The organism is Thermaerobacter composti (genome assembly GCF_033582035.1).
Lineage (GTDB): Bacteria > Bacillota > Sulfobacillia > Thermaerobacterales > Thermaerobacteraceae > Thermaerobacter > Thermaerobacter composti.
Map to the genome: position 1 here is coordinate 1,453,596 of NZ_CP132508.1, position 24,407 is coordinate 1,478,002.

Sequence of the window (24,407 nt, forward strand, 5' to 3'; positions counted from 1 at the left end):
GGCGCTACAGCAGCAGCAGCCCGATGAAGGCCCCGACCAGCACCCCGCCGTACCGGTACAGGCGTCCCCAGCGCTGGTCCAGGTCGCGGGCCGCCGCCTCCGCGGCCTCGAGGCGCGCCATGGCCAGCCGCAGGTGGCGGACCTGGTCGTCCCGGTCGGTGGCCCCCAGGTAGGGGCCCAGCGCCCGCAACACCGCCACGTCGTCGGCGCCCAGCGCGGCGGACCGGGCCGCGGCCGCCAGGGCCTCCTCCCAGGCCGCGGCGGCTCCCAGGGAGCGGGGCGGGTCCAGGGCCGCCGCCGCCGTCGCGAAGAGGACCGCGGCGGGATCGGGGTAGAACCGCGCGATGCGGGCGAACGCCTCGGGGAGCGGTGCCGCGCCGAAGGCGATCTCGCTTTCCAGGGCCTGGAGGGCGGAACGCAGGATCCGCAACGCCGTCGGGCGTCGCGCCAGCTCCGCGGCGCGCAGCCAGCCCCAGGCCGACGAGGCGAGGAGCACCAGGCCGAAGCCAACCCACCCCACGGCGTCCCACCTCCGCGCGAGGGCCGTCACCCGCGGCGGCTGGACCGTCCATCCCCGGGGCCCCGGCGGCCGACCGCTCCCCGGGATGCGAATCACGGCGGCCTGGCGACCGGGGGCGCGATCCCGCCCGTCCCCAGCGGCAGCCGGCTCCAGCGGGCCGGGCCGTCGCGGCGGTAGACGGCCACCGGCGTGGCCGGCCGCGGCCTGCGCTCCAGCACCACCAGCCGCCGAAAGGCCCCGGCCAGGGCCAGGGCGCGCAGCTGCCGGCGCCCCCACAGGTCCTCCGGATCGCGAGCGTGGGCCGTGGCCACCACCGTCACCCCGGCGTGCACAGCCTCGGCCACCGCCGCCGCGTCCCCGGGGCCGCCCAGTTCGTCCGTGATCAGGACCTCCGGCGAGAGGGCCCGCAAGGCGAGACCGATCCCCGTCTCCTTGGGGCAGTGGGCGAGCACAGCCGTTCGCGGCCCGAGATCGAAGGCACCGCCGCCGGCCAGTTCGCCGCGTTCGTCGATCACCGCCACGCGGTGGGCCGCCAACCGTCCCGGGACGCCCCGGCTGGCCAGGCGGGCCAGGTCGCGCAGGACCGTGGTCTTGCCGCTGGCGGGCGGCCCGAGCAGCAGCGCGCTGGTCAGCCGGGGACCGGTGCGGCCGGGTTCCACCAGCCAGGGGAGCAGGGGGAGCGCGCAGCCTTCGACGCAGCGGGCGCGGCGGATCACGAGACCCCAGACCCGACGGAAGCGCTCGACGCGACCGGCGTCCACCTGCACCTCGCCGGCGAGGCCGACCCGGTGGCCCCCCGGCAGGCTGAGGAAGCCCTGGCGCGCCTGCTCCTGCACGGCGTACCAGGAACTGGCCGTCATGCGCTCGAGGCATGCCGCCACCTCCCTCGTCGTCACCGCCGGGGCCCGGTGCGGATCGCCCACCAGGCGGCCCCCGGCGTCCACGAAGCCCTCGCCGTCGGCCAGCAGCAGCCACAGGGGTTGCCCCGTCATGACCCGGATCTCGTCGATCCGGTCGCGAAGGGCGGCATCCACCCGCGCCAGGCGCTGGGCGAGGCTGGGGGCGAGGGACCGCTCCAGGACCGTCCACGGATCGTCGCCCCCCTCGCCCGCCACCGCCCGGTCCGGCGCAGCGGTCGACCCGGGCTGCGGGTGCGCCGGGTGCGCGGCGGGCCGGACGGGCGCGGTCCGGGAGGGCGCTCCCCGTCGCGGAAGGCCGTCGTCGGCGTGGACGGTCATCGGCTCGCCCCCTGTCCAACCTCGTTCCCAGGTATATGAGGGGCTTGACCGCTTTAACACCCCCAACGGCGCCGCCGGTGGAACGAAGCCGCCGGCCGCAAGCAAGCAGGCCGGACGCCTGCGGGCGTCCGGCCCGATACGCGGGCCCGGCGCGGGGGCCTTCGCCCCGCGCGCCGGGCCCGCTGTTCGTCGGCTCTTGCGCGTCCGGGCTCGACGGCAGCCCGGTGGCGGCGGGGAGGGAGCGGTCAGAAGGGGGCGACGGGCGCCGACGCCGTGCCGGCGGCCGCGCCGCCTGCGGCCGCCCGCGTCCCGCCCGACGGTGGATCCGCGCCGTCGCCGGCGGGGTGGGTCGCCTCGCCCCCGGCGCTCGCGGTCAGCGGCTCGTCCTGGTCGTCGGGGGCGGCGTCGGGGAGGAAGTCGTGGACCACCTCGCCGCAGTTGGGACAGACCCACTCGAACTCCTGCTCGCCCTCCTCGGGCTCCCGGTCGAATTCCAGCTCGTCGCGGGCCACGGCGTAGGCGGTGCCGCAGCGGGGACACTCCAGCAACAGGCCGTCCACCAGCTCCTCGCCGCCCGCCCGGCCGGGGCTCCCGGCGGCCTCGGCCTCGCCCCCGCGGCCGGCGTCACCCGCCGGGGCCGTCGACCGGGTCGGGATGCCGGAGTCGAACACCACGGCCCCCTCGAAGTCCGCGGGCGTCGGCTCCTCGTCCCCGCTGGGGTCGCGGACGGTCCCCTTCGGCGCCGCCGCACCCCAGTCGCCTTCGGCGCCGGCCTCCTCGCCCCCCACCGCCTCCTCCAGGTCGAACAGGTCCTGGTCGAGCTCGCCCAGGTACTCGCCCAGCTCGCCCAGCCGGCGGTCCAGCCGCTCCATCTCCTCGGCCATGGCGTCGAGCACCTCGAGGATGCCGGCCAACACCCGTCCCTCGGCCGTCTGGCCGGCCACCTCCAGCCCCGCCGCCAGGCCGCTGACGTACGCCACGCGCTGGCGCAACTGGCCCATGGCTTCGCCCCCCTTCGCGGCGTCCCAGCGCCCCTGGGCACCTGCCTAGAAATGTGCCCGGGGGACCGGCGCGGTACTCGCGCCGGTCCCCCGGCCGGTTCGTCCTCGCGGGGCCGACGGCCGAACCCCGCAACCCCGGGCGGCCCGAACCCCGCAGCCCCGGCGGGTGGCCAGTCCCCTGCCGCCGTCGCGCAACCCGGGACGCCGGCGCCGCTCAGGAGACGGGCTCCCCGGTCAGGAGACCCGCTCCACGTACTCGCCGGTGCGGGTGTCCACCCGGATCACGTCGCCGGTGTCGACGAAGAGCGGCACCTGCACCACGGCGCCGGTCTCGAGCTTCGCGGGCTTGGACCCGCCCTGCGCGGTGTCGCCGCGGACGCCGGGTTCGGTCTCCACGACCTTCAGGTCCACCGCCGTCGGCAGCTCGATGCCCAGGGTCTTGTCGCCCGTCTTCAGGACCTTGACGACCATGCCCTCCTTGAGGAACCGGACGGCGTCCCCGAGCTGCTCGCTCGCCAGCCCCACCTGGTCGTAGGTCTCGGTGTCCATGAAGAAGTACTGGCCGTCGGCCTCGTAGAGGTACTGCATGTCCCGCTTCTCGATGTGGGCCAGGGGGAAGCGCTCGTCGGGGCGGAAGGTGCGGTTGACCGTCGCCCCCGTCTCCAGGTTCTTGATCTTGGCGCGCACGAAGGCCTGGCCGCGTCCGGGCTTGACGTGCTGGAACTCCAGCACCTGGTGCACCTGTCCGTCGATGACCACGGCCATGCCGTTCTTGAAGTCACCCGCCTGGATCACGACCCTCGCCTCCCTTCCCGGCGGGCCCGTCAGGCCCCGCCGATCTCCAGCAGCTCCTTGCTGACCCGGGTCAGGACCTCGGCGCCGTCGTCGGTCACCACCACCAGGTCCTCGATGCGGACCCCGCCCCAGCCGGGGATGTAGATGCCGGGCTCCACCGTCACCACCATCCCCGGCTCCAGCCGCTCCTCCTCGGCCAGGGCCGAGAGGCGCGGCCCCTCGTGGACCTCCAGGCCGACGCCGTGGCCGGTGGCGTGCCCGAAGCGGTCGCCGTAGCCGGCCTCCTCGATCACCTGGCGCGCCGCCCGGTCGACCTCGGCGCCGGTGACGCCCGGCCGGATCGCCGCCAGGGCGCGTCGCTGGGCCTCCAGCACCACCGCGTAGACCTCCCGGTGGCGGGGCGTGGCGCGCCCCACCACCACGGTGCGCGTGCAGTCGGAGCAGTAGCCGTCGACCACCGCCCCGTAGTCCAGGGTGACGAACTGCCCGGCCTCGATGGGATGGGGCCCCGGCTGGCCGTGGGGCAGGGCGGAGCGGGGGCCGGAGACCACGATCAGGTCGAAGGCCGCCGCCGCGGCGCCGCGCCGGCGCATGGCGAACTCCAGCCGGAGCGCCACCTCGCGTTCCGTCAACCCCGGCCGCAGCCCAGCCAGCACCTCCAGCAGCGCCTCGTCGGCGATCCGCGCCGCCTCGCGGATGGCCGCCCGTTCGGCCGCGTCCTTGATGCGGCGCAGCTGTTCGACCCAACCGCCGATCCCCACCAGCTCGACGGACTCCGGCAGCGCCGCCCGCATCCGCTGCCACTCCCCGTACCGCACGTGCTCGGCCTCGAAGCCCAGCCGGCGGACCCCCAGCTCCTCGAGGCGCCGCGCCAGGTGGGGGTAGAGCTGGGGCTCGTGCCGCACCACGGCGAAGCCAGGGGCCTCCTGGGCCGCCTGCTCGAGGTAGCGGAAGTCCGTCCACAGCTCCGCCACCTGCGAGGTGATCAGCAGCCACCCCGAGCTGCCGGAGAAGCCGCTCAGATAGCGCCGGTTCGCGGGGGCCGCGACCCACAGGGCGTCGAGCCCCTCGGCGGCCATGCGCTGACGCAGGCGCTCGAGGCGCCGGGCCGTCGGGGCGGCCCGCTCCACGGTGACCGTCAAGGCCATCGCCGCTCCTCTCTTCGTCGCTTCGTCGCTTCGCGCCGGTCTCGGCCGGGCCGGGCCGCCCCGGGCGCCCGTCGGCGTCCGGGGCGGCCCGGCGGCGACCGTCCTCCGCGCGGCGGGTCGCCCGCGCCCCCGCCGCGGTGCCGCTAGGCGCGCAGCACGACCCGCACCGGCCGGTCGCCCAGCCGCCGACGACCGTCGAGGGCCGCGATCTCGATCAGGTAGGCGAAGCCCGCGACGCGGCCGCCCAGCCGTTCCACCAGCGCCGCCGCGGCGGCGCTGGTGCCGCCCGTGGCCAGCACGTCGTCCACGATCAGCACCCGATCCCCGGGCGCGATGGCGTCCCGGTGCACCTCGATGGCCGCCTGTCCGTACTCCAGCTCGTACGCCTGCCGGACCACCGTCAAGGGGAGCTTGCCCGGCTTGCGCGCCGGGACGAAGCCCTTGCCCAGCTGCACCGCCAGCGGCGCCCCGAGGAGGAAGCCCCGGGCCTCGATGGCCAGGATGCGGTCGAACTCCAGCCCGGCGACGGCCGCGGCCAGGGCGTCCACCGCCTGCCGGAAGGCGGGCCCGTGGCCGAGCAGCGGCGTGATGTCGAGGAAGGTCACGCCCGGCACGGGATGGTCCGGGACCCGGCGCACCCAACGCCGCAGCGCCTCGCCGGCCCCCTGGGTCGCACCACGCCCCGCCAGGGCGCCGTCGGCCGCGCAGCCCGCGACCGCTCCGCCCTCCGCGGGCGCCGGCCCCGCCGGCTCCATCGTCTCCGCCGCCACGATCCCTCAATCCTCCCCCTCCGGGCGCCACCGCAGCACCGGCCGCCGGGCGGCCAGCGCCTCGTCCAAGCGGCCGACCGGGGTGGTGTGGGGTGCCTGGCGGACCACCTCGGGCTCCTCCTCGGCCTCGCGGGCGATGCGCCGCATCACCGCCACGAACCGGTCCAGGGTCTCCTTGCTCTCCGTCTCCGTCGGCTCGATCATCAGCGCCTCCTCGACGATCAGCGGGAAGTAGATGGTCGGCGGGTGGATGCCGAAGTCCAGGAGCCGCTTGGCCACGTCCAGGGCGCGGATGCCGGTGCGCTCCCGCAGGTTGGACGCCGAGAGGACGAACTCGTGCATGCAGGTGCGGTCGTAGGGCAGTCGGTAGAGACCGGCCAGCTGGCGCATCACGTAGTTGGCGTTCAGCACCGCGTCCTCGCTGACCCGGCGCAGCCCCTCGGCGCCCAGCGCCCGGATGTACGCATAGGCGCGGACGAGGACGGCGAAGTTGCCGTAGAAGGAGCGCATCCGCCCGATGGCCTGGGGCCGGTCGTGATCCAGGTAGAACCGGCCCGTGGCCGGATCCCGCTCTACCAGCGGCGCCGGGAGGAAGGGCACCAGCTCCTCCTTGACGCCCACGGGCCCCGAGCCCGGGCCGCCGCCGCCGTGGGGCGTGGCGAAGGTCTTGTGGAGGTTGAAGTGGACAACGTCGAAGCCCATGTCCCCTGGCCGGGAGATGCCCAGGATGGCGTTGGCGTTGGCCCCGTCGTAGTAGAGCAGCCCGCCTGCCTCATGGACCAGCTCGGCGATGCGGTGGATGTTCTCGTCGAAGAGCCCCAGGGTGTTGGGATTGGTCAGCATCAGGGCGGCCACGTCGTCGTCGAGGACGGCCTCCAGGGCCCGGAGGTCGACGCCGCCCCGGGCGTCCGACGGCACCTCCACCACCTGGTAGCCGGCCATCGCCGCCGTGGCCGGGTTCGTCCCGTGGGCCGAGTCGGGCACGATCACCTTGTGCCGGTGCCCTTGCCCGCGGGCACGGTGGTAGGCGCGGATCAGGAGGATGCCCGTCAGCTCGCCGTGGGCGCCGGCCGCCGGCTGCAGCGTCGCCCGTGCCATGCCGCCGATCTCGCAGAGGGCGCGCTCCAGCTCGTACATCAGGCGCAGCGCCCCCTGGGCCAGTTCGTCGGGCACGTACGGGTGCAGGTCGGCGAAGCCCGGCAGGGCCGCCACCCGCTCGGCGACCTTGGGGTTGTACTTCATCGTGCACGAGCCCAGCGGGTAGAAGCCCGTGTCCACCGCGTGGTTCATCTGGCTGAGCCGCGTGTAGTGGCGGACCAGGTCCACCTCCGCCACCTCGGGCAGGCGGGGCGGATCCCGACGCAGCAGCTCCGCCGGCACCCGCTCCTCCACCGGACGAACCGGCACGTCCGGCGCGGGCCAGCGCATGCCGCCCCGACCGGGCCGGCTGTAGGCGAAGATCAGGGGCTCGGGCTCCGTGCCCACCGGCGTCGGCTCGTCCGTCCCCGCGTCGCCGGAGGGGCCGGCGGCGCCCGCGGCCCGGGGGGTCGTCGCGGCGGCCGCACCCGCCTGGGCCGCCGCCGGCCGCGACACCCCACCCCCGTCGGCGGGCTCGCCCTGCCCACCGCCTGGGACCGCCCGGTCGGCGCCCTGCGCCGACGGAACGGGCGGTTTGGCCTGCGGGCCCGCCGGGACGCCCTCGGCCCCTTGCGCCCCCGGCGGCACCGCGCCCCCAGCGCCCGGAACCGGCCCCTCCGCCGGCTGACCCGTCGTGGGTCCCGTGCTCATGCCCTCACCCCCCACGCCGCCACCAGGCCGTCCATCTCGGCGCGCGTGCGGCGCTCCGTCACCGCCACCAGCAGCTGGCCGCGGCGCGCGGGCTCCCAGCGGCCCAGGTCCGGCCCCACCAGGTAGCCGGCGTCCAGCGCGGCGGCCGCGGGATCGAAGCCCGGCCGCTGGCAGGCGACGACGAACTCCTTGAAGAAGGGCGCGCGAAAGACCCGCCGGAAGCCGGGCAGCGCCTCGATCCGCTCCGCCAGGTAGTGGGCCTTGTGCAGGCAGAGCTCGGCGAGCTGGCGCAGTCCCCGTGGGCCCAGGGCCGCCAGGTGGATGGTGGCCGCCAGGGCCATCAGGCTGTGGTTCGTACAGATGTTCGACGTGGCGCGGTCGCGCCGGATGTGCTGCTCCCGGGTCTGCAGCGTCAGGACGTAGCCCTCCCGCCCGCGGCGATCCACGGTCCGACCGACGATGCGCCCGGGCAGCCGGCGGACGTACTCGGCCCGGCAGGCGAAGAAGCCGAAGTGCGGCCCTCCGTACGCCATGGGCAACCCGAGGGACTGGCCGTCGCCGACCACGATGTCGGCGCCGTACCGGCCCGGCGCCTCCAGCAATCCGAGGCTGACGGGGTCGGCGCTGACCACCACCATCGCCCCCGCCCCCTTCGCCCGGCGGGCGATCTCCGGCGCCGGCTCCAGGCAGCCGTAGAAGTTGGGCTGCTGGATCAGCACGCAGGCGACGTCGCCCGCCGCCAGCACGCGATCCAGCGCCGCCAGGTCCGTGGTCCCCTGCTCCGGGTCCACCGGCACCACGGTGACGGGCAGAGCCTGGCCGGCGGCGTAGGTCTGGAGCACCTGCCGCGCCTCGGGATGGACGCCGCCCAGGACTACGATGCGCTCGCGGCGGGCGATGTTCACCGCCATGAAGGCGGCCTCCGCCAGGGCCGTCGCGCCGTCGTACATGGAGGCGTTGGCCACGTCGAGGCCGGTCAGCTCGGCGATCATCGTCTGGAATTCGAAGATCGCCCGCAGCGTCCCCTGGCTTACCTCCGGCTGGTAGGGGGTGTACGCCGTGGCGAACTCGCCGCGCCCCGCCAGGTAGGGCACGACCGAGGGGATGAAGTGGTCGTAGACGCCACCGCCGAGGAAGCAGACCTTGGTGGCCCCCGGGTTCGCCGCCGCCAGCGCCTCCAGGTGCGCCACCAGCTCCGGCTCCGTCAGCGCCGGCGGGAGGTCCAGGGGCCGCCCGAGGCGCAGCTCGGGCGGGATGTCCCGAAAGAGCTCGTCCACCGACGCGATGCCGAGGGCGGCCAGCATCGCCTCCCGGTCCTCGTCGGTGTGGGGGATGTAGTCGATGGCCATGCTCACCCTTCCCTGCCTTCGTGGCCCGCGGCCGCGACGCCGGACCGGCCCAGCCGGTTCTGCGCCGTCGCCGCGGGCATCCGGCCGGGGACGGGCCCGCTGCCGGCCGCCCCGGCCCGGTGCCGGCCCCGGGTGGCGGCCGGGGTCGGCCCGGCCGCCACCCGGGGCCGGATCAGCCGGTGCGCTGCCGATAGGCCGCCGCGTCCAGCAGGCCGGCCAGTTCGTCCCGATTCAGGATCTGGATCCGGACGAGCCAGCCCCGACCGTAGGGGTCCTGGTTGACCAGCTCGGGGTGGTCCGCCAGCTCGCCGTTGACCGCCAGCACCCGCGCCGAGACGGGCATGTACACGTCGGAGACGGTCTTCACCGACTCCACCACCCCGAAGGCCTCGCCCGCGCGGTACTCCGCCCCCACCTGGGGAAGCTCGACGAAGACCACGTCCCCCAGCTGGTCCTGGGCGTAGGCGGTGATCCCCACGACGCCCTGCTCGCCTTCCACCCGCAGCCACTCGTGCTCCTCCGTGTAGTACAGGCCGTCGGGCACCTCGTGGGCCACGTCCTCAACCTCCCCGCCGCCGGCGATAGAAGGGCGTCTCCACCACCTGGGCCGCGACCGCTCTCCCGCGGATCTCCACCGCCAGCCGCTGCCCGACCCGGGCCAGGGCGGGCGGCACGTAGGCGAGGGCCACGCTGGCCCCCAGCGTCGGGGCCACGGTGCCGCTGGTCACGCGCCCCACCGGCTCGCCGCGTTCGTCCAGGACCCGGTAGCCCGTGCGGGCCACGCCGGGTTCCACGAGCCGCAGGCCCACCAGCCGCTTGCGCAGGCCCTGCTGGCGCTGCCGCAGCAAGGCCTCGCGGCCCAGGAACGGTCCCTTGTCCCATTTGACGACAAACTCCAGCCCCGCCTCAAGCGGCGTCGTGTCCAGGTCGAGCTCCTGCCCGTAGAGGGGGAGGCAGGCCTCAAGGCGCAGCGTGTCCCGGGCGCCCAGCCCCGCCGGGACCAGCCTCTCGGGCTCGCCGGCGGCCAGGATCCCGCGCCAGACGGTGACCGCGGCGTCCCAGCTGAGGAACAGCTCGAAGCCGTCCTCGCCGGTGTAGCCGGTGCGGGAGATCATGCCCTCCCAGCCGCCGACGAAGTGGAATGGACGCAGCGCATCGAGGTCGACGTCGTCGGTCACCCGCGCGAGGATGGCCTGCGCCCGCGGTCCCTGCAGGGCCAGCAGCGCCGTCTCCTGGGTGCGGTCGGTCACGGTGACCCCCGGCCCGCCCGCATGTTCGCGGACCCAGGCCAGGTCGCGCTCGGTGTTGGCCGCGTTGACCACCAGCATGTAGCGCTCCTCGCCCAGCTGGTAGACCAGCAGGTCGTCGACGATGCCGCCCTCCGGGGTGCACATCACCGTGTAGAGGGCGCGGCCGGGCACCAGCCGCTCCACGTCGTTGGTGACGAGGCGCTGCAGCGCGTCCCGGGCCCCGGGGCCGGCGACCTCGATCTCCCCCATGTGGCTGACGTCGAAGAGGCCGGCCGCCTGGCGGACCGCCCGGTGCTCCTCGACGATGCCGGCGTATTGCAACGGCATCTCCCAGCCGGCGAAGGGGACCATGCGGGCCCCCAGCGCCCGGTGCTCCTCGTAGAGCGGGGTGCGGCGCAAGCCTGCGGCGCTGCTCGGGTGGCTCAACGGCACGCCTCCTTCCGTCGGCGCGCGGCCGCAACCGGCGCCGGACCGGGCGGTCCGGGCCGGCCGCCATCGGATGCCGCGGCGCCGGAGCCCGACAGCCATTCGACAGCCGCGGCCGCCTTTCCCTGCCGCCGGCCGCCCTCAGCGGGGGTCGAGCCGCTGGGCCCGGGCCAGGGCCTTGAGGACGATGTCGCGGTCGCCCGGCGCGAAGGCCTCGGGAGGCACGGCGGTCGGATCCACCCAGCGGACCTCGGTCACCTCGCCGGGCTGCGGCGTGAAGACCGCATCCGGCGGCACCCGCACCAGGAAGTAGAACCGCAGGGAGTGGAACGGGCGGTCGAAGAAGGCGAAGAAGTTCTCCGTGAAGTGGAAGAGCTCGATCGGCTCCGGTTCCACCCCCGTCTCCTCGCGGAACTCGCGGCGCAGGGCTTCTTCCAGGGACTCCCACGGCTCCACCGCGCCGCCGGGGATGTCCAGGCGGCCGGTGAAGGCCGACCGTCCCAGCAGGACCCGGCCGCCGTCGACGGCGACCCCGTAGACCGCAGGCCGGAACCGCACCTGGCGGGCCGGATAGCGGCGACGCTGGCCGTGGAGGGTGAGGCACTCGATCTCCGCCGGCGGTACGGCTCCCGTCATGCCCGGCCCCCCTTTCCACCTCTGGGTGTACACTTATGGCAGGAGGCGAGGGAGATGGAGCGGCAACGGGAGAAGATGGTCGCCCTGATGCAGCTTTCGCGCCTGCTGCCGCAACATCCCGGGCTGTTCATGCTCCTGGGGTTCCTCGCCGCGCGCCTGCAGCGCCTCCACTTCGTCGCGAACCCGGACCAGGCCGACCCCCAGGCCGCCCGCATCCTGCTGGCGACCCCCCATGCCCGCATCTGGACGGGGCGCTGGTTCCGGGCCTGGGTGGGCACGGCCGAGGTGCCCGATCCCGTGATCCTCATCTCCGTCCTCGCCGAGCGGGATACGGACATCTACCTGGCCCTCGACATCGGTCCGCGACCGGCCTGGCTCGAGGCCGTGTTGGCGCCGGCGGAGCCCCCTGCGCCCCCCGATCCCCGGGAGCGGCTGGAGGAGCTGCGGGCGCGGGTCGACCAGGCGCTGGACATCTACAACGAGTGTCGCCGGCAGCTGGAGCAAGGCGATCCCTCGCGCCGCGAGGAGCTGGAGTTCCTCCTCGACCTGGCCCGGCGCGAGGTGGAGGAGCTGGGCCGCGAGCTGCAGCGGCTCAAGCAGTCGCTGCCCGGCGACGAGGGGTGAGCCCGGGCTACGGGACGTGCCCGCGGACCGCGGGACGGGGACGGGCGGACCGGACCCGCAACGCCTCGTACAACCCGAGGATCCGCTTGAGGACCTGGTCGCTGTCGTACCCACGGGCCGCCTGCTGGGCGGCCCGTCCCATCTCCCGGCGCAGGGCGTCGTCCTCCACCAGCCGGCGGCAGGCGCGGGCCAGTTCGTCCGCCGAAGGGGCGACCACCAGGCCGGCCCGGCCTTCGCCCAGCACCTCCTCGGAGACCTCGCTGGCCACGGCCACCACCGGGAGGCCGGCCGCCATGGCCTCCACCACCACCAGGCCCTGGGTCTCGGTCACCGAGGGGAAGACGTAGAGGTCCGCGGCGCGATAGAAGGCGGCGATGCGATCGGGTGCGACGGCACCCGTCAGCCGGACGCGTCCGGACAGCCCCCAGTCGGCCACCGATCGCTGCAGCGTCTCCCGCAGGGGACCGTCGCCGACCAGGACCAGCCGCACCGAGGGCACGGCCGCGGCCAGGCGGCGGAAGGCCTCGAGGAGGAGGGGCAGGTTCTTCTCGCGGCTGAGGCGGCCGGTGTAGAGCAGCACGACGTCCTCCGGCCCCAGGCCCAGCTGGAGCCGGGTCCGGCGGCGCTCCGCCGGGTCGCCGGCGGCGAAGCGGTCCACCGGCACCCCGGTGGGCACCACCTCCACCGGCGAGCGGACGCCCAGCTCCTCGATCTTCCGGGCGATGGCCCGGGTCGGCGCGATCACCAGGTCGCAGGCGTCGCAGAAGCGGCGTACGTAGGCGTTGAGCGCCGGCACCAGCACGGCCCCGGCGCCCGGGGCATAGTGGCGCAGGTAGACGTCGTACCGGGTGTGGAACGTGAAGCAGAGCGGCAGGCCCAGGGAGCGAGCCGCCTGCAGGGCCATGCGCCCCATGACGAACGGCGTGTGGGTGTGCAGGACGTCCAGGTGCAGCCGTGCCACCGCCTCCCGGACCTGCGCCCGACGCGGGAGAGGGATGCGAAACGCCGGGTAGAGGGGTGCGGCCACGGACGGAAAGCGGACGACCCGCGCCTCCTCGGCGGGATCGGGATCGGCTCCCAGGCCCGTGGGGTAGCGGGGCCCGAAGACGTAGACCTCGTGCCCGGCCTGCTCCATGCCCCGGCGCAGCGTCTGGATCGACCGGACGACCCCGCTGATGTAGGGGGTGTAGCTGTCGCTGAACATCCCGATCCGCACCGGTGGACCGCCACCTCCCCTGCCGGCTCCGGGGCCGGGCTGCCGGCCCCGGGGCCGGGCCGCGATCCGGCCACCCCGACGGCCGCCGCCCCGCAGGTACGGCCGCGGTCTCGGCTGCTGCAGCCGGCCCTCTTGCGATCGGGGTCGCGAACGACGTCTGCCCCGCACCGCAGGTACGGCCGCTGCCTCGGCTGCAACGCGAGTCGTGGGCGCAGGCGATCGCCGAAGCCGCCCCGCGCCGCAGGTACGGCCGCTGCCTCGGCTGCAACCCCGCGACGGCTCCTGCCGTGCGGGCACCCCGCGAAGGGCCCCGCCTCGATTGCACCCGTCGAGCCGGCGGCGCCTCCACGGCAGCCCGGGACGGATTCGCCCCGGCTGCCCTCGCGGGGCGACCCTCGCCTCGACAGCAGCCCGGGAACGGCCCCGCTCCGGCCCAGGCCCCAGGAGGGCCCCGCTGTGCTTGCAGTCCCGAGACGTCTCGCGGCGCGACCCGAGCGCCGGGGAAGCGACCCCCGCCGGCTTCGGGCCACGGCCACGACCAGCATAGCACAGGTCCTGGGCCCGACGGCCGCAGGGAACCCGAGGCACCCCGCGCCGGAGGAACCGGCCGACGCCAGCGCGAGGGCCCGGTCCTGCCGTGGACGGATTCCGCACGACACGACGAGGGGAGCACCCTGGATGCCGGACCCGGTGCTCCCCTCGCATCGATCCCCGCCGACGGCGTCCCGGCGGGCGCAGGTGGCGCGTTGCGGCCTGCCCCGCGCCCAGGGGGCGCGGCCGCCGCAACCTCGGCGGCCGCCGCGGCGATGCCACCCCACGGGGCGGCCTCGGGCGGCCGCACCGCGTGACGGTGGATCAGGCCGTGGCCTTCTCCACGCGCCGCCGGCGCGGCGTGATGGCGACCCTCTCCACGGAGAGGTAGCACTTGGCGCGGTTGTTCCACTCCATGACGTACCGGCCCTGGCCGAACCCCTTCTCCGCCAGCAAGGCCAGTAGTCGCTTGTTATGCGTGCGACCCGTCTTGGGATTGATGTACCACGCGTCGGGATCGTCGGGGCTGGCCTTCACCAGGGCCAGCTTGCGCCCCTGCACGCCGAACAGCACGTAGACTCCCGGCTTCTTCCCGTTCTCCGACATCAGCTCCTGCCGGAGCGCAGCGGATAGGCTCACGGCGTTGGGCAGGATGTTCACGGCCAGTGCACCGGACGAACGCGCTTCGCGAACCACTCGCTTGCGAATCCACTCGATCGCCACCGTCATCACGCTCCTCTCGGATATTCACCGTGTATATTATACGTCCATTTCATCGAGAACAAGAGTCCCCTCGTATCTTTCTTGGCCATCGCGGATGCACTTCCCGCTGCCCATGGCTTGTCAACGCCTCCGGCTGGCTGTATGCACGCGCCGTTGCCTACGCCCTGCCACCGAAGTCGCATGGATGGCCCGGGGACGATCGCCATGCCCTCGCCGGGACGTCGACGGATCGCGGGAAGCTCCGGGACCACGGCGATGCCCACGGATACCCATGAAGAATGGCCCCAATGGATGCTCGGATGGGTACAGCGCGGCGATCCGCGGGTCCTGGCCCGCGCACAACGCGGAGAAGACGCCGGAGCAGTCGGCGGGATGAAGCTGCGCCCCGACGTGACGTGCGACAGCCTGGGATGACCCACTGGACCCGCGGCAGCCGGCGGCGACCGCATGATGACGAAAATGGTAGACAAGGCCGATGCATCGTGAGGTGAATCTGCAAAGCCGACAGGGGTGATCAGGGAAACCCGTTGAATGAAGGGCACGTCCTTGCGATGGACGATCCTGTGTAGAACCATGTCGACGCCCATCATGCGAAGCATGCTTCCATCATTCATCCTAAGGGCATGTTTCCATCGTGCATCCTAACCAAGTGCGTGGTTCCATCGTGCATCCTAAGTCGGTCATTCAATCTAAGGTCATCGACCGATGGGCTTCATTCCGATGCGCAGGGGACGACCCACCACGGGTGGGTAAGCCGGTGGATGAAGCCGGTGCACGTGCGGATCTCCCCGTGTCCGTACCGCCAGCGGGCCGTAACGCGAACGCGGTGAGAGTGTCGGATCGGATGCGGGCGGGGTGCGAAGGAAATGCGAAGGGGGAGGCGAGCGGTGGTCCACGCGAAGGATCACCGGGCGTCCGCCGTCGGCTGGATCGCCACGCTGGCGTCGGCGGCCACGCGGACCGAAACCGGGGATGGGCCCGGGATCCAGCCGAGCCTCACCGGCACCAGGACGCGGACGGCCACTGTCGGTTCGGTGAGGCGGCGCCCCGACCACGGATGGCGACGGGGCGCGGAGGCCGACGCGTTGATCACCACCACGTCGATCGTGCTCTGGGTGGCCATGGCCTCGCCGAAGGCGCGCCGCAGCCCGTCCTCAAGCCATCGTCGAGCGGTGGCTTCGGCTGCCGCGGTGCGCAGCAAGGGCTCGCCCCGGGCAAAGGCCTGTTCGTCGATCTCCTGGACCGCGGCCAGGCTCGCCATGTCCGCCACGGCCTGGGCTTGGGCCCGCACGAGGATCAGCCGACTCCCGTCGAGGACCAGTCCCACTGCGGCGATCATCACCGGTAGCAACAGCAGGAAGGTCGCGGCGACCGCACCCCGCTGCAACCGCTGCTCCTCTGCCACCGCCCTGCCGCGGGCAGCACCCCGCCGACTCCCGTGTTCCTCCACCGCTCAACCCGCTCCCTTCGCCAATCCGCTCCCTTCGCGCGGTCGCAGGACCGCCGCCGGGGTCCGAGGTGTCCGTTCCCGACCCCTGCTGGGGCACGGGAGCGGAGGCGGCGCGCCGGGAGGAGGGCGCGCGGCGGCGACGGGCAGGGGCGCGGGTGGTGCCTCGACGTCGCCCCGCCCCGGTCACCGCCGCGGGCGCCCTCGTCCCGCCCCTCGTCCCTGTGGCCCGCCCGTCACGCGTCCGGTGGGCGCAGCCGTTCGTTGCGCCCGTGCATCTCGATCTGCAGATGGATCCCGTCGCGCAGGAACGGCCGCACCACCGGCGTCACCGGTCGTACCACCGTTCCCAGTCGCACGCTCAGGACGCTTCCGTAGGCCGGTCGCCGGGGTTCGATGCGCACGTCCACCGTCGCCGGGTCGAGGCCACCGGCCTGCAACTGGCGCGCGATCACCTGCCGGACCTCCGCGGTGTCGCCGCCCTCCACGACGGCGCGCCGCACGCCTTCCCGCGCGGCCTGGACGAGGACGATCTGGCGGTTCAGGATCACCGCCAGGTCGAAGAACCCGAACACCAGGAGCGCCAGCAGGCCCGCGACCAGGGCGAACTCCGCCGCCACCGCCCCACGCTGGGCACGAGGTCGGCTCAGTTGCCCGCCTCCTCGAGGGCCGAGGAGATCTCGCTCAGCCGCGTGCGAATGACGTCGCCGAGGTCCGTCAAGGCCGTGATCAACACGATGACCACGAGGGCGAGTAGAAGTGCGTACTCCGGTTACTTTAGAAGCGGCCCGGACTCCGCCTCCATCTCTGAAGCCCCCCCACTCGGGCCGGATGTCCACCAGGCCAACCAAACCTTACGATTAGGGCAACCTACGCACGCACCGGTGGGGGGAATGCATGGATCTATAGCGAAAAGGGAAAACAACAGACCGAGCCCCGGCGCTAGGCTCGGTCCGTTGGTCCTTAGCTGCGCTTACGGCGAATGCGGATGGGCCAGCACTTCTTCCCGTACTCGCTGGCCCGCACAATCCGACCGTTCCGCGTGCGGAACCAGGGTCGGAAGATAATCTCTCCTTCGTCCGCCGGCCGGCGGACGTCCTTGTCAGTACGCTTCGGGCCCATAGGGCCTCACCTCCGTTGCGAGGTTCGACCCTTGCCAGGGCCCATCGGCCGCCGTACAATGGGGCTGCCAACTTGCAGATTTCTGCAAAGCCCCATCGTACGGGCACCGCCGGCCGATCAGGTAGCGGTTGCCACCTTATGGGCCCCGGCAAGGGGCCCCGTATCGTGTCTGCCCCATGGCCGTCACCCCGCCTTGGCGATGGTTTCGAGTTGGTCCATGTTTCCGATCGCAGGTGTTTCTCTCTTCGCGGCTTCGATGATGTTGCTGGCCATCTTGCCAAGCCAGAGCGCCAGCACAAGCTGCCCGCCCTGGAGCAGGCTCAACAGAACATCCGGCGATTCGACGACGTAGACATCGTTTCCGTCCGTAACGAGATAGTGCCGGGCAAGAACCTCGCTATTGGTAACGCCGTCCGGAGCCAGCTCTCGCAACCTCTCAACAGCCCGCCGCAGCTTTTGCAGGCTCAGCCCCCTTTCTCTGAGAATCGAAACGGTTTTCAGGGCCACCAGGTCGATCAGTGAGTAGATTCGTCGAGTCCCGGTCCCGCTGGCGTCCCGGATCGACGGCTTTATCAGCCCGGTCCGAGCCCAGTAGTCCAGGGTCTTGTAGTTGACCCCGGTGATCTTCGCCGCCTGCGGGCCCGAGAAACCGACGATCACTCGCGGCACCCCACTCCCCTCCTCCCAGGAAGCTGGCTCCGTTTGGCATTATAGCCTAGTCGAGTGTATTAGACAAGCATCCAGAAAGATAAAGGGGGCAGGCCGTATGACCTGCCCACCAACGCAAACGCATGCTCATTTAAGTGGTAAGGAACGTGCCCGTGACCAAACCTCGAACAGCAACCGATCCGAGGTGTTACCCATTCGCGTCCAGCGCCCGCTGGATCTCCCGCACGACCCACTCCACGGCCCGCCGGATCATCACGACCCCGTCCGCCCGGGTCAGGGGCTCGCTCGGTCGGAAGGTACCATCCTCAAACCCACGGACCGCGCCCGCCCGCGGCGCCCAGAGGATGTCCCCGGCTGCGCGGTGATCCGCCAGCATGTCGGGGAACGGGACCGAATTGGGTGCCGGCTGGGACACTGCCGCGGGGCCGGGTTTCGAGGCCGACTTCGGTACCGCCGCCGGCCCAACCGCCCACCACGCCAACCCGGCCCGCTCCACCACGCCTCGGGCAACGGACATCTCACCAGCGGCATCTCACCAGCGGCTAGGAATAACGGGCTGCTGCGGGTGGGCATGAAACCGATCTTGTCGGAACGCTCAACGGGGGGCCATTCCCTCATGGCTCTACCCACTTGCAGAGACAAGGCCGGCACAGGTTGCGCCGGCCTTGGGGGGTGGGGTGCCCTGTGGTTCGGCCGTTTCCCCCGGCGTAGGGTTCCCCGCCCGCCATCGGGCGATTGGGCCTTAGCGACGATCGGGCCAGCGCACCGTAACATGATTGTAACGACCCGGCCAGTGGCGGGAGTGGCGGCCGTGGTAAAACATGCCATGTTACGCCATTCTGGGGAGGCGACGCCATGAAGCCGGCTCGACGGCCCGCCGTCGCCGGGGTGCGGGCCCCAGACGCAGGGTAAGGACGACGAGTAGGCCATTGAAAGCGACTAGGTGCCTGCGATGGAGCCGCTGGGCTATCATCAGAACTGGAACGAGGCTGGGCGCTTCCCTCAGTCTACCAGCCCGCCGGATCCGCACAACACGTGGGGGTGGCACGGTTGGCAAGTACGAGCGGACCCGGTTTTCTGCAAAAGGTCGGCAAGTACCTCAAGGATCTAGAGGAGGAAGGTCGACGCCGGCAGGCCGAGCACGAACGAAAGAAGCGTGAGCGGGAGGAGGAGGAACGCCGGAAGCAGGAAGAACGTGAGAAGGCGGCCATTGCGGCACTCGGCATCGACCCAGAGGGCGCATTCCGGGCGGTCGGCGCTAATGGCGAGTTGGTTGTCACTCCGAAGAAGGTGGTGATCGTCCGCCGCGGGATTTTGCAGGGCCATCGCGGCAACAAGGAAATCGCGATCAAAAGTATTACAGCCGTCCAGCTAAAGCGGGCGGGAACGGTCTTCAGCGGTTACCTCCAGATTGCGTACTCCGGTAGCACCGAGAGCAAGAGCTATAGTATCTTCGACGCCGCGAAAGACGAAAACACCGTGATGTTCACCAAGGACCAGGAAGAAGCGTTCCTCCGAGCAAAGGAATTGATCGAGCAGTACCGAGAGCAGGCTGCACCAATGCCCCATCCAACGGCCACGACGAGCACGGCGGACGAGCTGGCGAAACTGGCCGACCTCGTGGAACGGGGCTTCCTGACGCGGGATGAATTCGAGGCAAAGAAGAAACAGCTCTTGGGACCATGAGGCGGTGGCAATGGCGGGAATGAGGTCCAAGCTCTTCTCGCTGATCGTGACCCTCTACACCGTGCTTTCCCTGGTCTCGCTGGGAGTAGGAGGAGGCATCGCTTTCGCTGCACTCATGTGGATTTCGGAAGCCATGACCTTTGGTCTGGATCAGGGTTAGTTTTCCTTTGAACCTGGAAGGCGGCCGCTCGGACGGGCGGCCCCCTTTCGTTCTCAATACCCGTGGAGGCAATCGCCTGGCTGCATTTCTTCCCGTCAGTGATGTGGCCAACCGAAGGCTCGGCAGGTTATGGGGTCGACCGAATGCGCCGAACCCATGGCAATAGCCCCTTCTATCAGACTGATCGTGCCGGAAATCCCGACACCATGCTGGTTCAAGGGGGGTTGCAGCAATGACCAAAGTGAGAGAGGCTGCCACGACGGTCCTGCTCCTTGTCCTCGCCGTTACGTCGATCTTATGGCTCCACAACCAGTACGTCCATGCCCAGCGTTGTGCCGACGCCTGGGCACTCGTGGGTGAGCTTCGGTCATATCTCCGATTCGCAGACATCGTGTTCTTCGACGATCTCTCGCACAATCCCCTTATGCAACACATCGCCAGAACAAGAGCGCAAAGTTACGGTATTAGCCTCCAGGACTACAAGCACATCCGGGCGATGCTGAACGAACTCGTGTATATGCTCCAGTCAGAGTGCGGCCTCGAACCGCCTCCGCCAGAACAATCCGAGCAATCACAATAAAAGCCACAGGGTAGGGCCGCGAAGACTTACCCTGTGGTGCACGGACGGTCGTTAGCCATCCTGCCTACTACTTGGGCTACCATTTTACCGCCACGCATTGCCGCGAAGCAAAGGGTCCTAAACCAGAAGAAGGAGGATCCGGTCAGCTAGGGCTCCTTCTGCTCTACGCTGTCCCACGAATCGGCGTCTAGGGGGAAAAGAAACACGGGGCGGCATCTGGACCAGCAGCCCAGGTGCCGCCCCGGCACATCCTGTGTGCTTAGCTTTGCACCGCATCAATCCACACCTCGAAGCCCGCCTTGCGGGCCTTTGCCGCCAGCGCTTCCGCATTCGCCCGGTTCTTGAACGCCCCGATTTGAACCCGGTAGACCACCCCCTTCCCGGGAGTCCCAGACCCCCCTCCAGGCTTCGCTGGTGCCGGAGTGTCCGGATCCTTGAATGCCTTGCCGAAGTAGCGGCAGATGCCGCGGGCGATGGCCTTGGCAATCTGCCGGGGCTGGGACATGATCCAGGCTGCGTCCGCCGGGTTGTCGTGGAAGCCGACCTCAAGGATTACGGCCGGCGCGACGGTGCTCCGCAGCTCTGCAAAGACCGAAGACGTTTTCAGGCCCCGGTCCTTGCCGGGGCTCAGGGGGGCCACCTCGTCATAAACGGCCTGGGCCAGTTTCCTGCCCTGCTCCGAGCCAGGGTAATACCAAGCCTCCGTTCCTTCCCCGCCCCCGGCGTTGGAGTGAATCGCCACGTGCGCGTCCGGCTGGTAGCGGTTGCTGTCGATGATGATGTCCTTCAGGCTCATCTCCGGCCGGTTGCGCCGCACGTCGAAACCGTTGGCCCGCAGGTAGGTCTCGACCAGTGCGCCGATGACCTGCATCCGCTGCTCCTCAGTGCCGTAATCGCCCACACCCACGTTGTGCTCCTGGACCGACGGGCTCAGGTAGACCTTAGGCATCGGGGTATCCCTCCTTCGCGCCACCGCGTTCTTTCAGCTGGCGCAGGAAGACCTGGAGCCCCTCCGGGACCGGGAGGCCGGCCTTCCCGGCGTTCTCGATGACCGACAGGCCCTCGTGGGCGAGGAAGAACCAGACCGTCGCCGTTCGCAGCACGGGGTCCGTGGTCTGAAACAGCGCCTCCCCGATCGGCATCACGCGGTCAAGCTGCGCGGCCAGGGCGATGATGGCGAACATCCCGACCTTTCGGACGCCACCCCGCCACATCTCCCGCGAGTCCAGGTCGCGGTTCACCGCAGCTGCCAGGAGGCCCATCAGCACATCGAGTGCGGTCACGATCAGCAAGACTTCCAGCACCGTGTCCCAGCCCCCCAGCAGGTAGGTCCCCATGGTCCCCACCAGGGTGATGGCCCCCTTGAAGCCCGTCTCGTTCACCTGGCACCCCTCCTTTCCGGCTCCGGCAAAAGAAAACCGGGACCGCCGCTGGCGATCCCGGGAAGACCTCCGCTCCAGGGATGGGGGGTACGCTTGGGGGAGTTGGAGGCCTCAACCCCCATCTTCGGGTACACCGCCTACCGGTTTAGGCGTGGCGGACCAGCATGGTCCAAAGCTGCGGGTCCTCAAGGCCCCCGCGCCACAGCGCCACCCCCTTCGCCCCATACTCATACGCTGCCAGGTCGGCCAGGTGCGCCACGCCCACCAGCAGCAGCATCGCCACCTTCCGGGCTAGGCCGTCGATGGCGGCGATGTCCTCGGGGATCGTGTCGACGTACCGGATCGTCGAACGCGAAGGGGTCCGGCGGCGGGTCGATCCCCCGCCTCCACCCCCAGCATCGAGGCGGACATAAGCCATGGGGTCAAGCCTCCTTACGCCCCAATCTTGTAGACCGTAACGTGCGTTGCCTCACCTTCGGGGGAAATGTTGAGCGTGCTGCCACTGTTCTGCCAGGCCATGATTTGGAACCAGTCGCCAGGGTTGAAATTGTAGATCGTGCTGACTTGCAAAGACGTGGTGGCGCTGTTTCCTGAATAGGCCGCAGAGACCTGGGTCTTCGCAATGGGGCTTCCATCTCTCTTGTAAATCCCCACCATGCGGAACCCGTTGGTGTTGGTTTCCCACCGAATGTTTGCAACGATCATGTACTTACCGCCGCTAGGGATGTAAATCTGGCTCTTGTCGGATTGGTTGGGGTTCCACATACCTGCCGAATTATACCCAGGTTGACGGCCTTCCCAGACGATTGGCGTGACAGTACTTGTTGGAATACTCTGGCCATTAAGTCGCTGAAGACGGACGGACGGTGGGATATCAACCGCTTCGACGTTCACGTACCCGGCCAGGTTCCGGGCATGACGCCACAGGGCCGATTCAGGATCATAGACCACGGGGTATGGGGCCACCACGAGCTGCACGCCGTCACACAGGACCGGCACATCGTTGCTGCTATAGATCTGAATCTCAAGGAAACTCGTCCCAGACGGGAGATTGCGGAACGTTGTAAAACCACGCCTCCACTTAAACTTCTCGCTCGCCGTGATTGGGATTGTCGCCCATCCAAGCAGTGCAATATGAGAAAACGTGGCGTCTACAGCATAAACATCGACGTAGACCGTCGTGTTGGTTGTGGTTGCGCCATAAGCAGCACAATGGGCTGAAACGGTGTACGGCCCCGCCAGACCAGCCGCGTGGTCGATCGGTACGTACTGCCTCCAGATATACTGGTTGGTTCCCCTCACAACGACGGCCTGGAAATCGAAGAGCGCCATCTGCGGGGCGTCTGTGCCATACGTCGAAAGGACCCGAGGGTTCACAGTCTTGTTCGGGCTTGGCAACGGTTGCCACCAGTAGATGTTACCCAAATACGTCTCGTCGACTTCAAATGTCTGATACGCATCGGCATTACCCTTGCGCGGGATCATCTCAAAGCTATGGTCGTTCACAAGGTTCGTCGTGGCAACGATGGACTGAAGCGTGTTCGATCGGCTTTCGCGCAGAAGGAAATTCGCGTCGACTACCGTGACGCCCGCATTATCGAGCCGTGCCCTCTCGTTGCCCGACGCATCCCGCACGATCAGCAGGCCATTCCCGTTCCCGCTCCCACCGAGTTCCGCCGTGCCGCCCCGGACGCGGTTGAAGAGCATCGTGCCGGTCTTAATCACCGAGGCGTCCAGCCCACTCGTCGAGATGTGGCTCGTCGTGATGGACCCGGCGGCGATCTTCTGGGCGGTCACAGCGCCTGTGGCGATGTGGTTCGTCTGAATCGCATTCGCCGCGATGTGTTCAGCGAGGATCGATCCGGCGAGGATGTGCGTCGATGTCACGGCGTCCGCAGCAATGTGTTCGGCCAAAACGGCCCCAGCCGCAATAGCGGCTGCACCCACTGCGTCGGCTGCAATTTCCCGGCCAGAGATCGCCCCGGCAACAAGCTTGTCCCCTGTGATCGTGTTCGCGGCAATGGCGTTCGCCAGGATCGACTCAGGGACGATCAGCGAGCCGTCCACTACCGTCGTGGTGGGAACGGTCAGGTGGATACCGTTCTTGTTCAGGAACACAATCACGTCGTCGTCGGTCAGGCCCGTCGGGTAGGTGTCCGAAGTCTGGAAGACGTTCGGGTAGTCGTAGTCCCACCACACGTACTTCTTGTTCGTGTAGCCATCTTGAACGGCGTAGTCCACACCCTTGTAGACAATATGAACCCCAGCCCAGCGGATGTAGCCGGGCTGGGGATCGTTGTCGAACACCTGCATCGGCATGTCGGCGAATCCCCCTTAGTAGAGCAGGTGGGTCGCCAGGTTCAGCTTGTTCGTCGCCACCGCGCCTGCACCGATCTTCGGCCCGGTCACGGCGCCGTCGGCAAGCTGGGTGCTCCCCACGGCACCGGACGCGATCTTGCTGCCGGTCACCGCGCCGTTCTGGATGTTCCCGGACGCCACCGCGTTGGTTGCCAGTTGGGAGTTGCCGACCGCTCCGTTGGCGATCTTCGTGCTTGTCACCGCACCGTTGGCAAGCTGCGTACTTCCGACCGCGCCGGAGGCAATCTTGACCCCGGTCACAGCGCCATCCAGGATGTGCGAGGCTGCAATGGCTGCGCTGGCAATCTCGCTCCCGCTGATCGAGCCGCCCACCACGCCCGCGCCGTGGATCATCTTCCCCGGGGCCATCATCAGGTTGAAGGTCCCGTTGTCGTTGATCCCCACCAGCACGTCATCCGGCCCCAGCGTGGGCTTCGTGTCGCTCGTCTGAAACTGGGTCGGCGTGGTCAGGGTCCAGTAGATGTACTTCTTGTTCGTGTTGCCGTCGGTGATGGTGTAGTCCGTCCCCTTGTAGACGACGTGACAGTCCGCCCACGACACGTAGCCTGCCGACGGGCTGTTATTCGTGAAGGTGTAGCCGTCCAGGATGTGCTGGCTCAGGTTCAGGTGGTGCGAAGACACCCGTCCCGCGTTGGCGGCCTCGTTCGCCAGGACCTGAATCCGGTAGCTGATGTCCTTCAGCAGGGACTGAAGTTCATCCTGAAGGACCTCCCGGACGATCTGGCGGACCTCCTCCGCCGTGGCGGCTCGCCGCCGGGCGGTCGTCTTACTCGCCGCTGCCATCCTGTGGGACCTCCTTCAGCCGAACCCGCTGGTTGGGCACGATCTCCGCTACGTACCGCTCCCAGCACCGCTCGTGGACGAAGCCCGCCACAAGCTGGCGGGCTTCCTCTCCGGTATACAGGTCTTCACCGCAGTACGCGCAGGTGCCGACCTTCTTCCGCTGCACGAGCCACCACACCCCCTG

At 70.2% G+C, this 24,407-nt stretch carries 25 protein-coding genes; 2 read left to right on the forward strand and 23 right to left on the reverse strand.

Going from position 1 to position 24,407, the window contains the following annotated elements; translation table 11 throughout:
* Positions 1-4 precede the first annotated feature (4 nt).
* From Q5761_RS05820 to Q5761_RS05870, 11 genes are all read right to left on the reverse strand, one after another.
* Positions 5-520, reverse strand: coding sequence for a stage III sporulation protein AB (locus Q5761_RS05820; protein ID WP_135225476.1), 516 nt, complete (start codon positions 518-520; stop codon positions 5-7).
* Positions 521-612: 92 nt separating this feature from the next.
* On the reverse strand, positions 613-1,758 hold the full coding sequence (locus Q5761_RS05825; protein ID WP_318751527.1) for an AAA family ATPase: 1,146 nt from the start codon (positions 1,756-1,758) through the stop codon (positions 613-615).
* Between the two features lie 245 nt (positions 1,759-2,003).
* Complete coding sequence (locus Q5761_RS05830) at positions 2,004-2,759, reverse strand: CD1247 N-terminal domain-containing protein (RefSeq protein ID WP_135225477.1); 756 nt, start codon at positions 2,757-2,759, stop codon at positions 2,004-2,006.
* A gap of 234 nt (positions 2,760-2,993) precedes the next feature.
* Complete coding sequence (gene efp / locus Q5761_RS05835) at positions 2,994-3,554, reverse strand: elongation factor P (protein WP_318751528.1); 561 nt, start codon at positions 3,552-3,554, stop codon at positions 2,994-2,996.
* A gap of 29 nt (positions 3,555-3,583) precedes the next feature.
* Positions 3,584-4,702, reverse strand: coding sequence for a M24 family metallopeptidase (locus Q5761_RS05840; protein ID WP_135225479.1), 1,119 nt, complete (start codon positions 4,700-4,702; stop codon positions 3,584-3,586).
* A 143-nt stretch (positions 4,703-4,845) separates the two neighbouring features.
* Positions 4,846-5,472, reverse strand: a complete 627-nt coding sequence (locus Q5761_RS05845; RefSeq protein WP_318751529.1) for an adenine phosphoribosyltransferase — start codon at positions 5,470-5,472, stop codon at positions 4,846-4,848.
* A gap of 6 nt (positions 5,473-5,478) precedes the next feature.
* Positions 5,479-7,260 carry an aminomethyl-transferring glycine dehydrogenase subunit GcvPB gene (gene gcvPB, locus Q5761_RS05850; protein WP_318751530.1) on the reverse strand — a complete coding sequence of 594 codons (1,782 nt, stop codon included), beginning with the start codon at positions 7,258-7,260 and terminating at the stop codon, positions 5,479-5,481.
* Positions 7,257-8,609 carry an aminomethyl-transferring glycine dehydrogenase subunit GcvPA gene (gcvPA, locus tag Q5761_RS05855; RefSeq protein WP_318751621.1) on the reverse strand — a complete coding sequence of 451 codons (1,353 nt, stop codon included), beginning with the start codon at positions 8,607-8,609 and terminating at the stop codon, positions 7,257-7,259. Before gcvPA ends, gcvPB begins: the two co-directional genes overlap by 4 nt.
* Positions 8,610-8,781: 172 nt before the next feature.
* Complete coding sequence (gene gcvH / locus Q5761_RS05860) at positions 8,782-9,165, reverse strand: glycine cleavage system protein GcvH (protein WP_135225481.1); 384 nt, start codon at positions 9,163-9,165, stop codon at positions 8,782-8,784.
* Between the two features lie 4 nt (positions 9,166-9,169).
* The gene (gene gcvT, locus Q5761_RS05865; RefSeq protein ID WP_318751531.1) at positions 9,170-10,285 is read right to left on the reverse strand and encodes a glycine cleavage system aminomethyltransferase GcvT; all 1,116 of its coding nucleotides are present in this window, start codon (positions 10,283-10,285) and stop codon (positions 9,170-9,172) included.
* 141 nt (positions 10,286-10,426) lie between these two features.
* The gene (locus tag Q5761_RS05870; protein WP_135225483.1) at positions 10,427-10,921 is read right to left on the reverse strand and encodes an NUDIX domain-containing protein; all 495 of its coding nucleotides are present in this window, start codon (positions 10,919-10,921) and stop codon (positions 10,427-10,429) included.
* A 54-nt stretch (positions 10,922-10,975) separates the two neighbouring features.
* Between Q5761_RS05870 and Q5761_RS05875 the strand changes: the two genes are divergently transcribed.
* Complete coding sequence (locus Q5761_RS05875; RefSeq protein WP_318751532.1) at positions 10,976-11,545, forward strand: hypothetical protein; 570 nt, start codon at positions 10,976-10,978, stop codon at positions 11,543-11,545.
* 7 nt (positions 11,546-11,552) lie between these two features.
* On the opposite strand, the gene Q5761_RS05880 is transcribed toward Q5761_RS05875, so the two are convergent.
* The 6 genes from Q5761_RS05880 to Q5761_RS05905 all read right to left on the reverse strand — a co-directional run bounded on the left by Q5761_RS05880 (position 11,553) and on the right by Q5761_RS05905 (position 17,770).
* Positions 11,553-12,761, reverse strand: coding sequence for a glycosyltransferase family 4 protein (locus Q5761_RS05880; protein WP_318751533.1), 1,209 nt, complete (start codon positions 12,759-12,761; stop codon positions 11,553-11,555).
* Positions 12,762-13,616: 855 nt separating this feature from the next.
* Positions 13,617-14,021 (reverse strand): hypothetical protein, encoded by a 405-nt coding sequence (locus Q5761_RS05885; RefSeq protein WP_243123299.1) that lies wholly within the window; start codon positions 14,019-14,021, stop codon positions 13,617-13,619.
* A gap of 898 nt (positions 14,022-14,919) precedes the next feature.
* Positions 14,920-15,465 carry a pilus assembly protein TadG-related protein gene (locus Q5761_RS05890; RefSeq protein WP_318751534.1) on the reverse strand — a complete coding sequence of 182 codons (546 nt, stop codon included), beginning with the start codon at positions 15,463-15,465 and terminating at the stop codon, positions 14,920-14,922.
* A gap of 233 nt (positions 15,466-15,698) precedes the next feature.
* Positions 15,699-16,082 (reverse strand): TadE/TadG family type IV pilus assembly protein, encoded by a 384-nt coding sequence (locus tag Q5761_RS05895; protein ID WP_243123301.1) that lies wholly within the window; start codon positions 16,080-16,082, stop codon positions 15,699-15,701.
* A gap of 685 nt (positions 16,083-16,767) precedes the next feature.
* On the reverse strand, positions 16,768-17,253 hold the full coding sequence (locus tag Q5761_RS05900) for a MerR family transcriptional regulator (RefSeq protein WP_318751535.1): 486 nt from the start codon (positions 17,251-17,253) through the stop codon (positions 16,768-16,770).
* Positions 17,254-17,440: 187 nt separating this feature from the next.
* Positions 17,441-17,770, reverse strand: a complete 330-nt coding sequence (locus tag Q5761_RS05905; RefSeq protein WP_318751536.1) for an S-layer homology domain-containing protein — start codon at positions 17,768-17,770, stop codon at positions 17,441-17,443.
* Between the two features lie 533 nt (positions 17,771-18,303).
* On the opposite strand from Q5761_RS05905, the gene Q5761_RS05910 reads away from it, so the two are divergent.
* Positions 18,304-18,939, forward strand: a complete 636-nt coding sequence (locus tag Q5761_RS05910; RefSeq protein WP_318751537.1) for an SHOCT domain-containing protein — start codon at positions 18,304-18,306, stop codon at positions 18,937-18,939.
* A gap of 999 nt (positions 18,940-19,938) precedes the next feature.
* Here Q5761_RS05910 and Q5761_RS05915 read toward each other — a convergent pair.
* From Q5761_RS05915 to Q5761_RS05940, 6 genes are all read right to left on the reverse strand, one after another.
* Positions 19,939-20,628, reverse strand: a complete 690-nt coding sequence (locus Q5761_RS05915) for an N-acetylmuramoyl-L-alanine amidase (protein ID WP_318751538.1) — start codon at positions 20,626-20,628, stop codon at positions 19,939-19,941.
* Positions 20,621-21,061: a phage holin family protein gene (locus Q5761_RS05920; protein ID WP_318751539.1), complete on the reverse strand. Its 441-nt coding sequence runs from the start codon at positions 21,059-21,061 to the stop codon at positions 20,621-20,623. The genes Q5761_RS05915 and Q5761_RS05920 overlap by 8 nt, the downstream gene beginning before the upstream one ends.
* Positions 21,062-21,206: 145 nt before the next feature.
* Complete coding sequence (locus Q5761_RS05925; protein WP_318751540.1) at positions 21,207-21,479, reverse strand: hypothetical protein; 273 nt, start codon at positions 21,477-21,479, stop codon at positions 21,207-21,209.
* 14 nt (positions 21,480-21,493) lie between these two features.
* Complete coding sequence (locus Q5761_RS05930; RefSeq protein ID WP_318751541.1) at positions 21,494-23,380, reverse strand: hypothetical protein; 1,887 nt, start codon at positions 23,378-23,380, stop codon at positions 21,494-21,496.
* A gap of 15 nt (positions 23,381-23,395) precedes the next feature.
* The gene (locus Q5761_RS05935) at positions 23,396-24,223 is read right to left on the reverse strand and encodes a hypothetical protein (RefSeq protein ID WP_318751542.1); all 828 of its coding nucleotides are present in this window, start codon (positions 24,221-24,223) and stop codon (positions 23,396-23,398) included.
* Positions 24,207-24,401: a hypothetical protein gene (locus Q5761_RS05940; RefSeq protein WP_318751543.1), complete on the reverse strand. Its 195-nt coding sequence runs from the start codon at positions 24,399-24,401 to the stop codon at positions 24,207-24,209. The genes Q5761_RS05935 and Q5761_RS05940 overlap by 17 nt, the downstream gene beginning before the upstream one ends.
* Between the last annotated feature and the right edge of the window lie 6 nt (positions 24,402-24,407).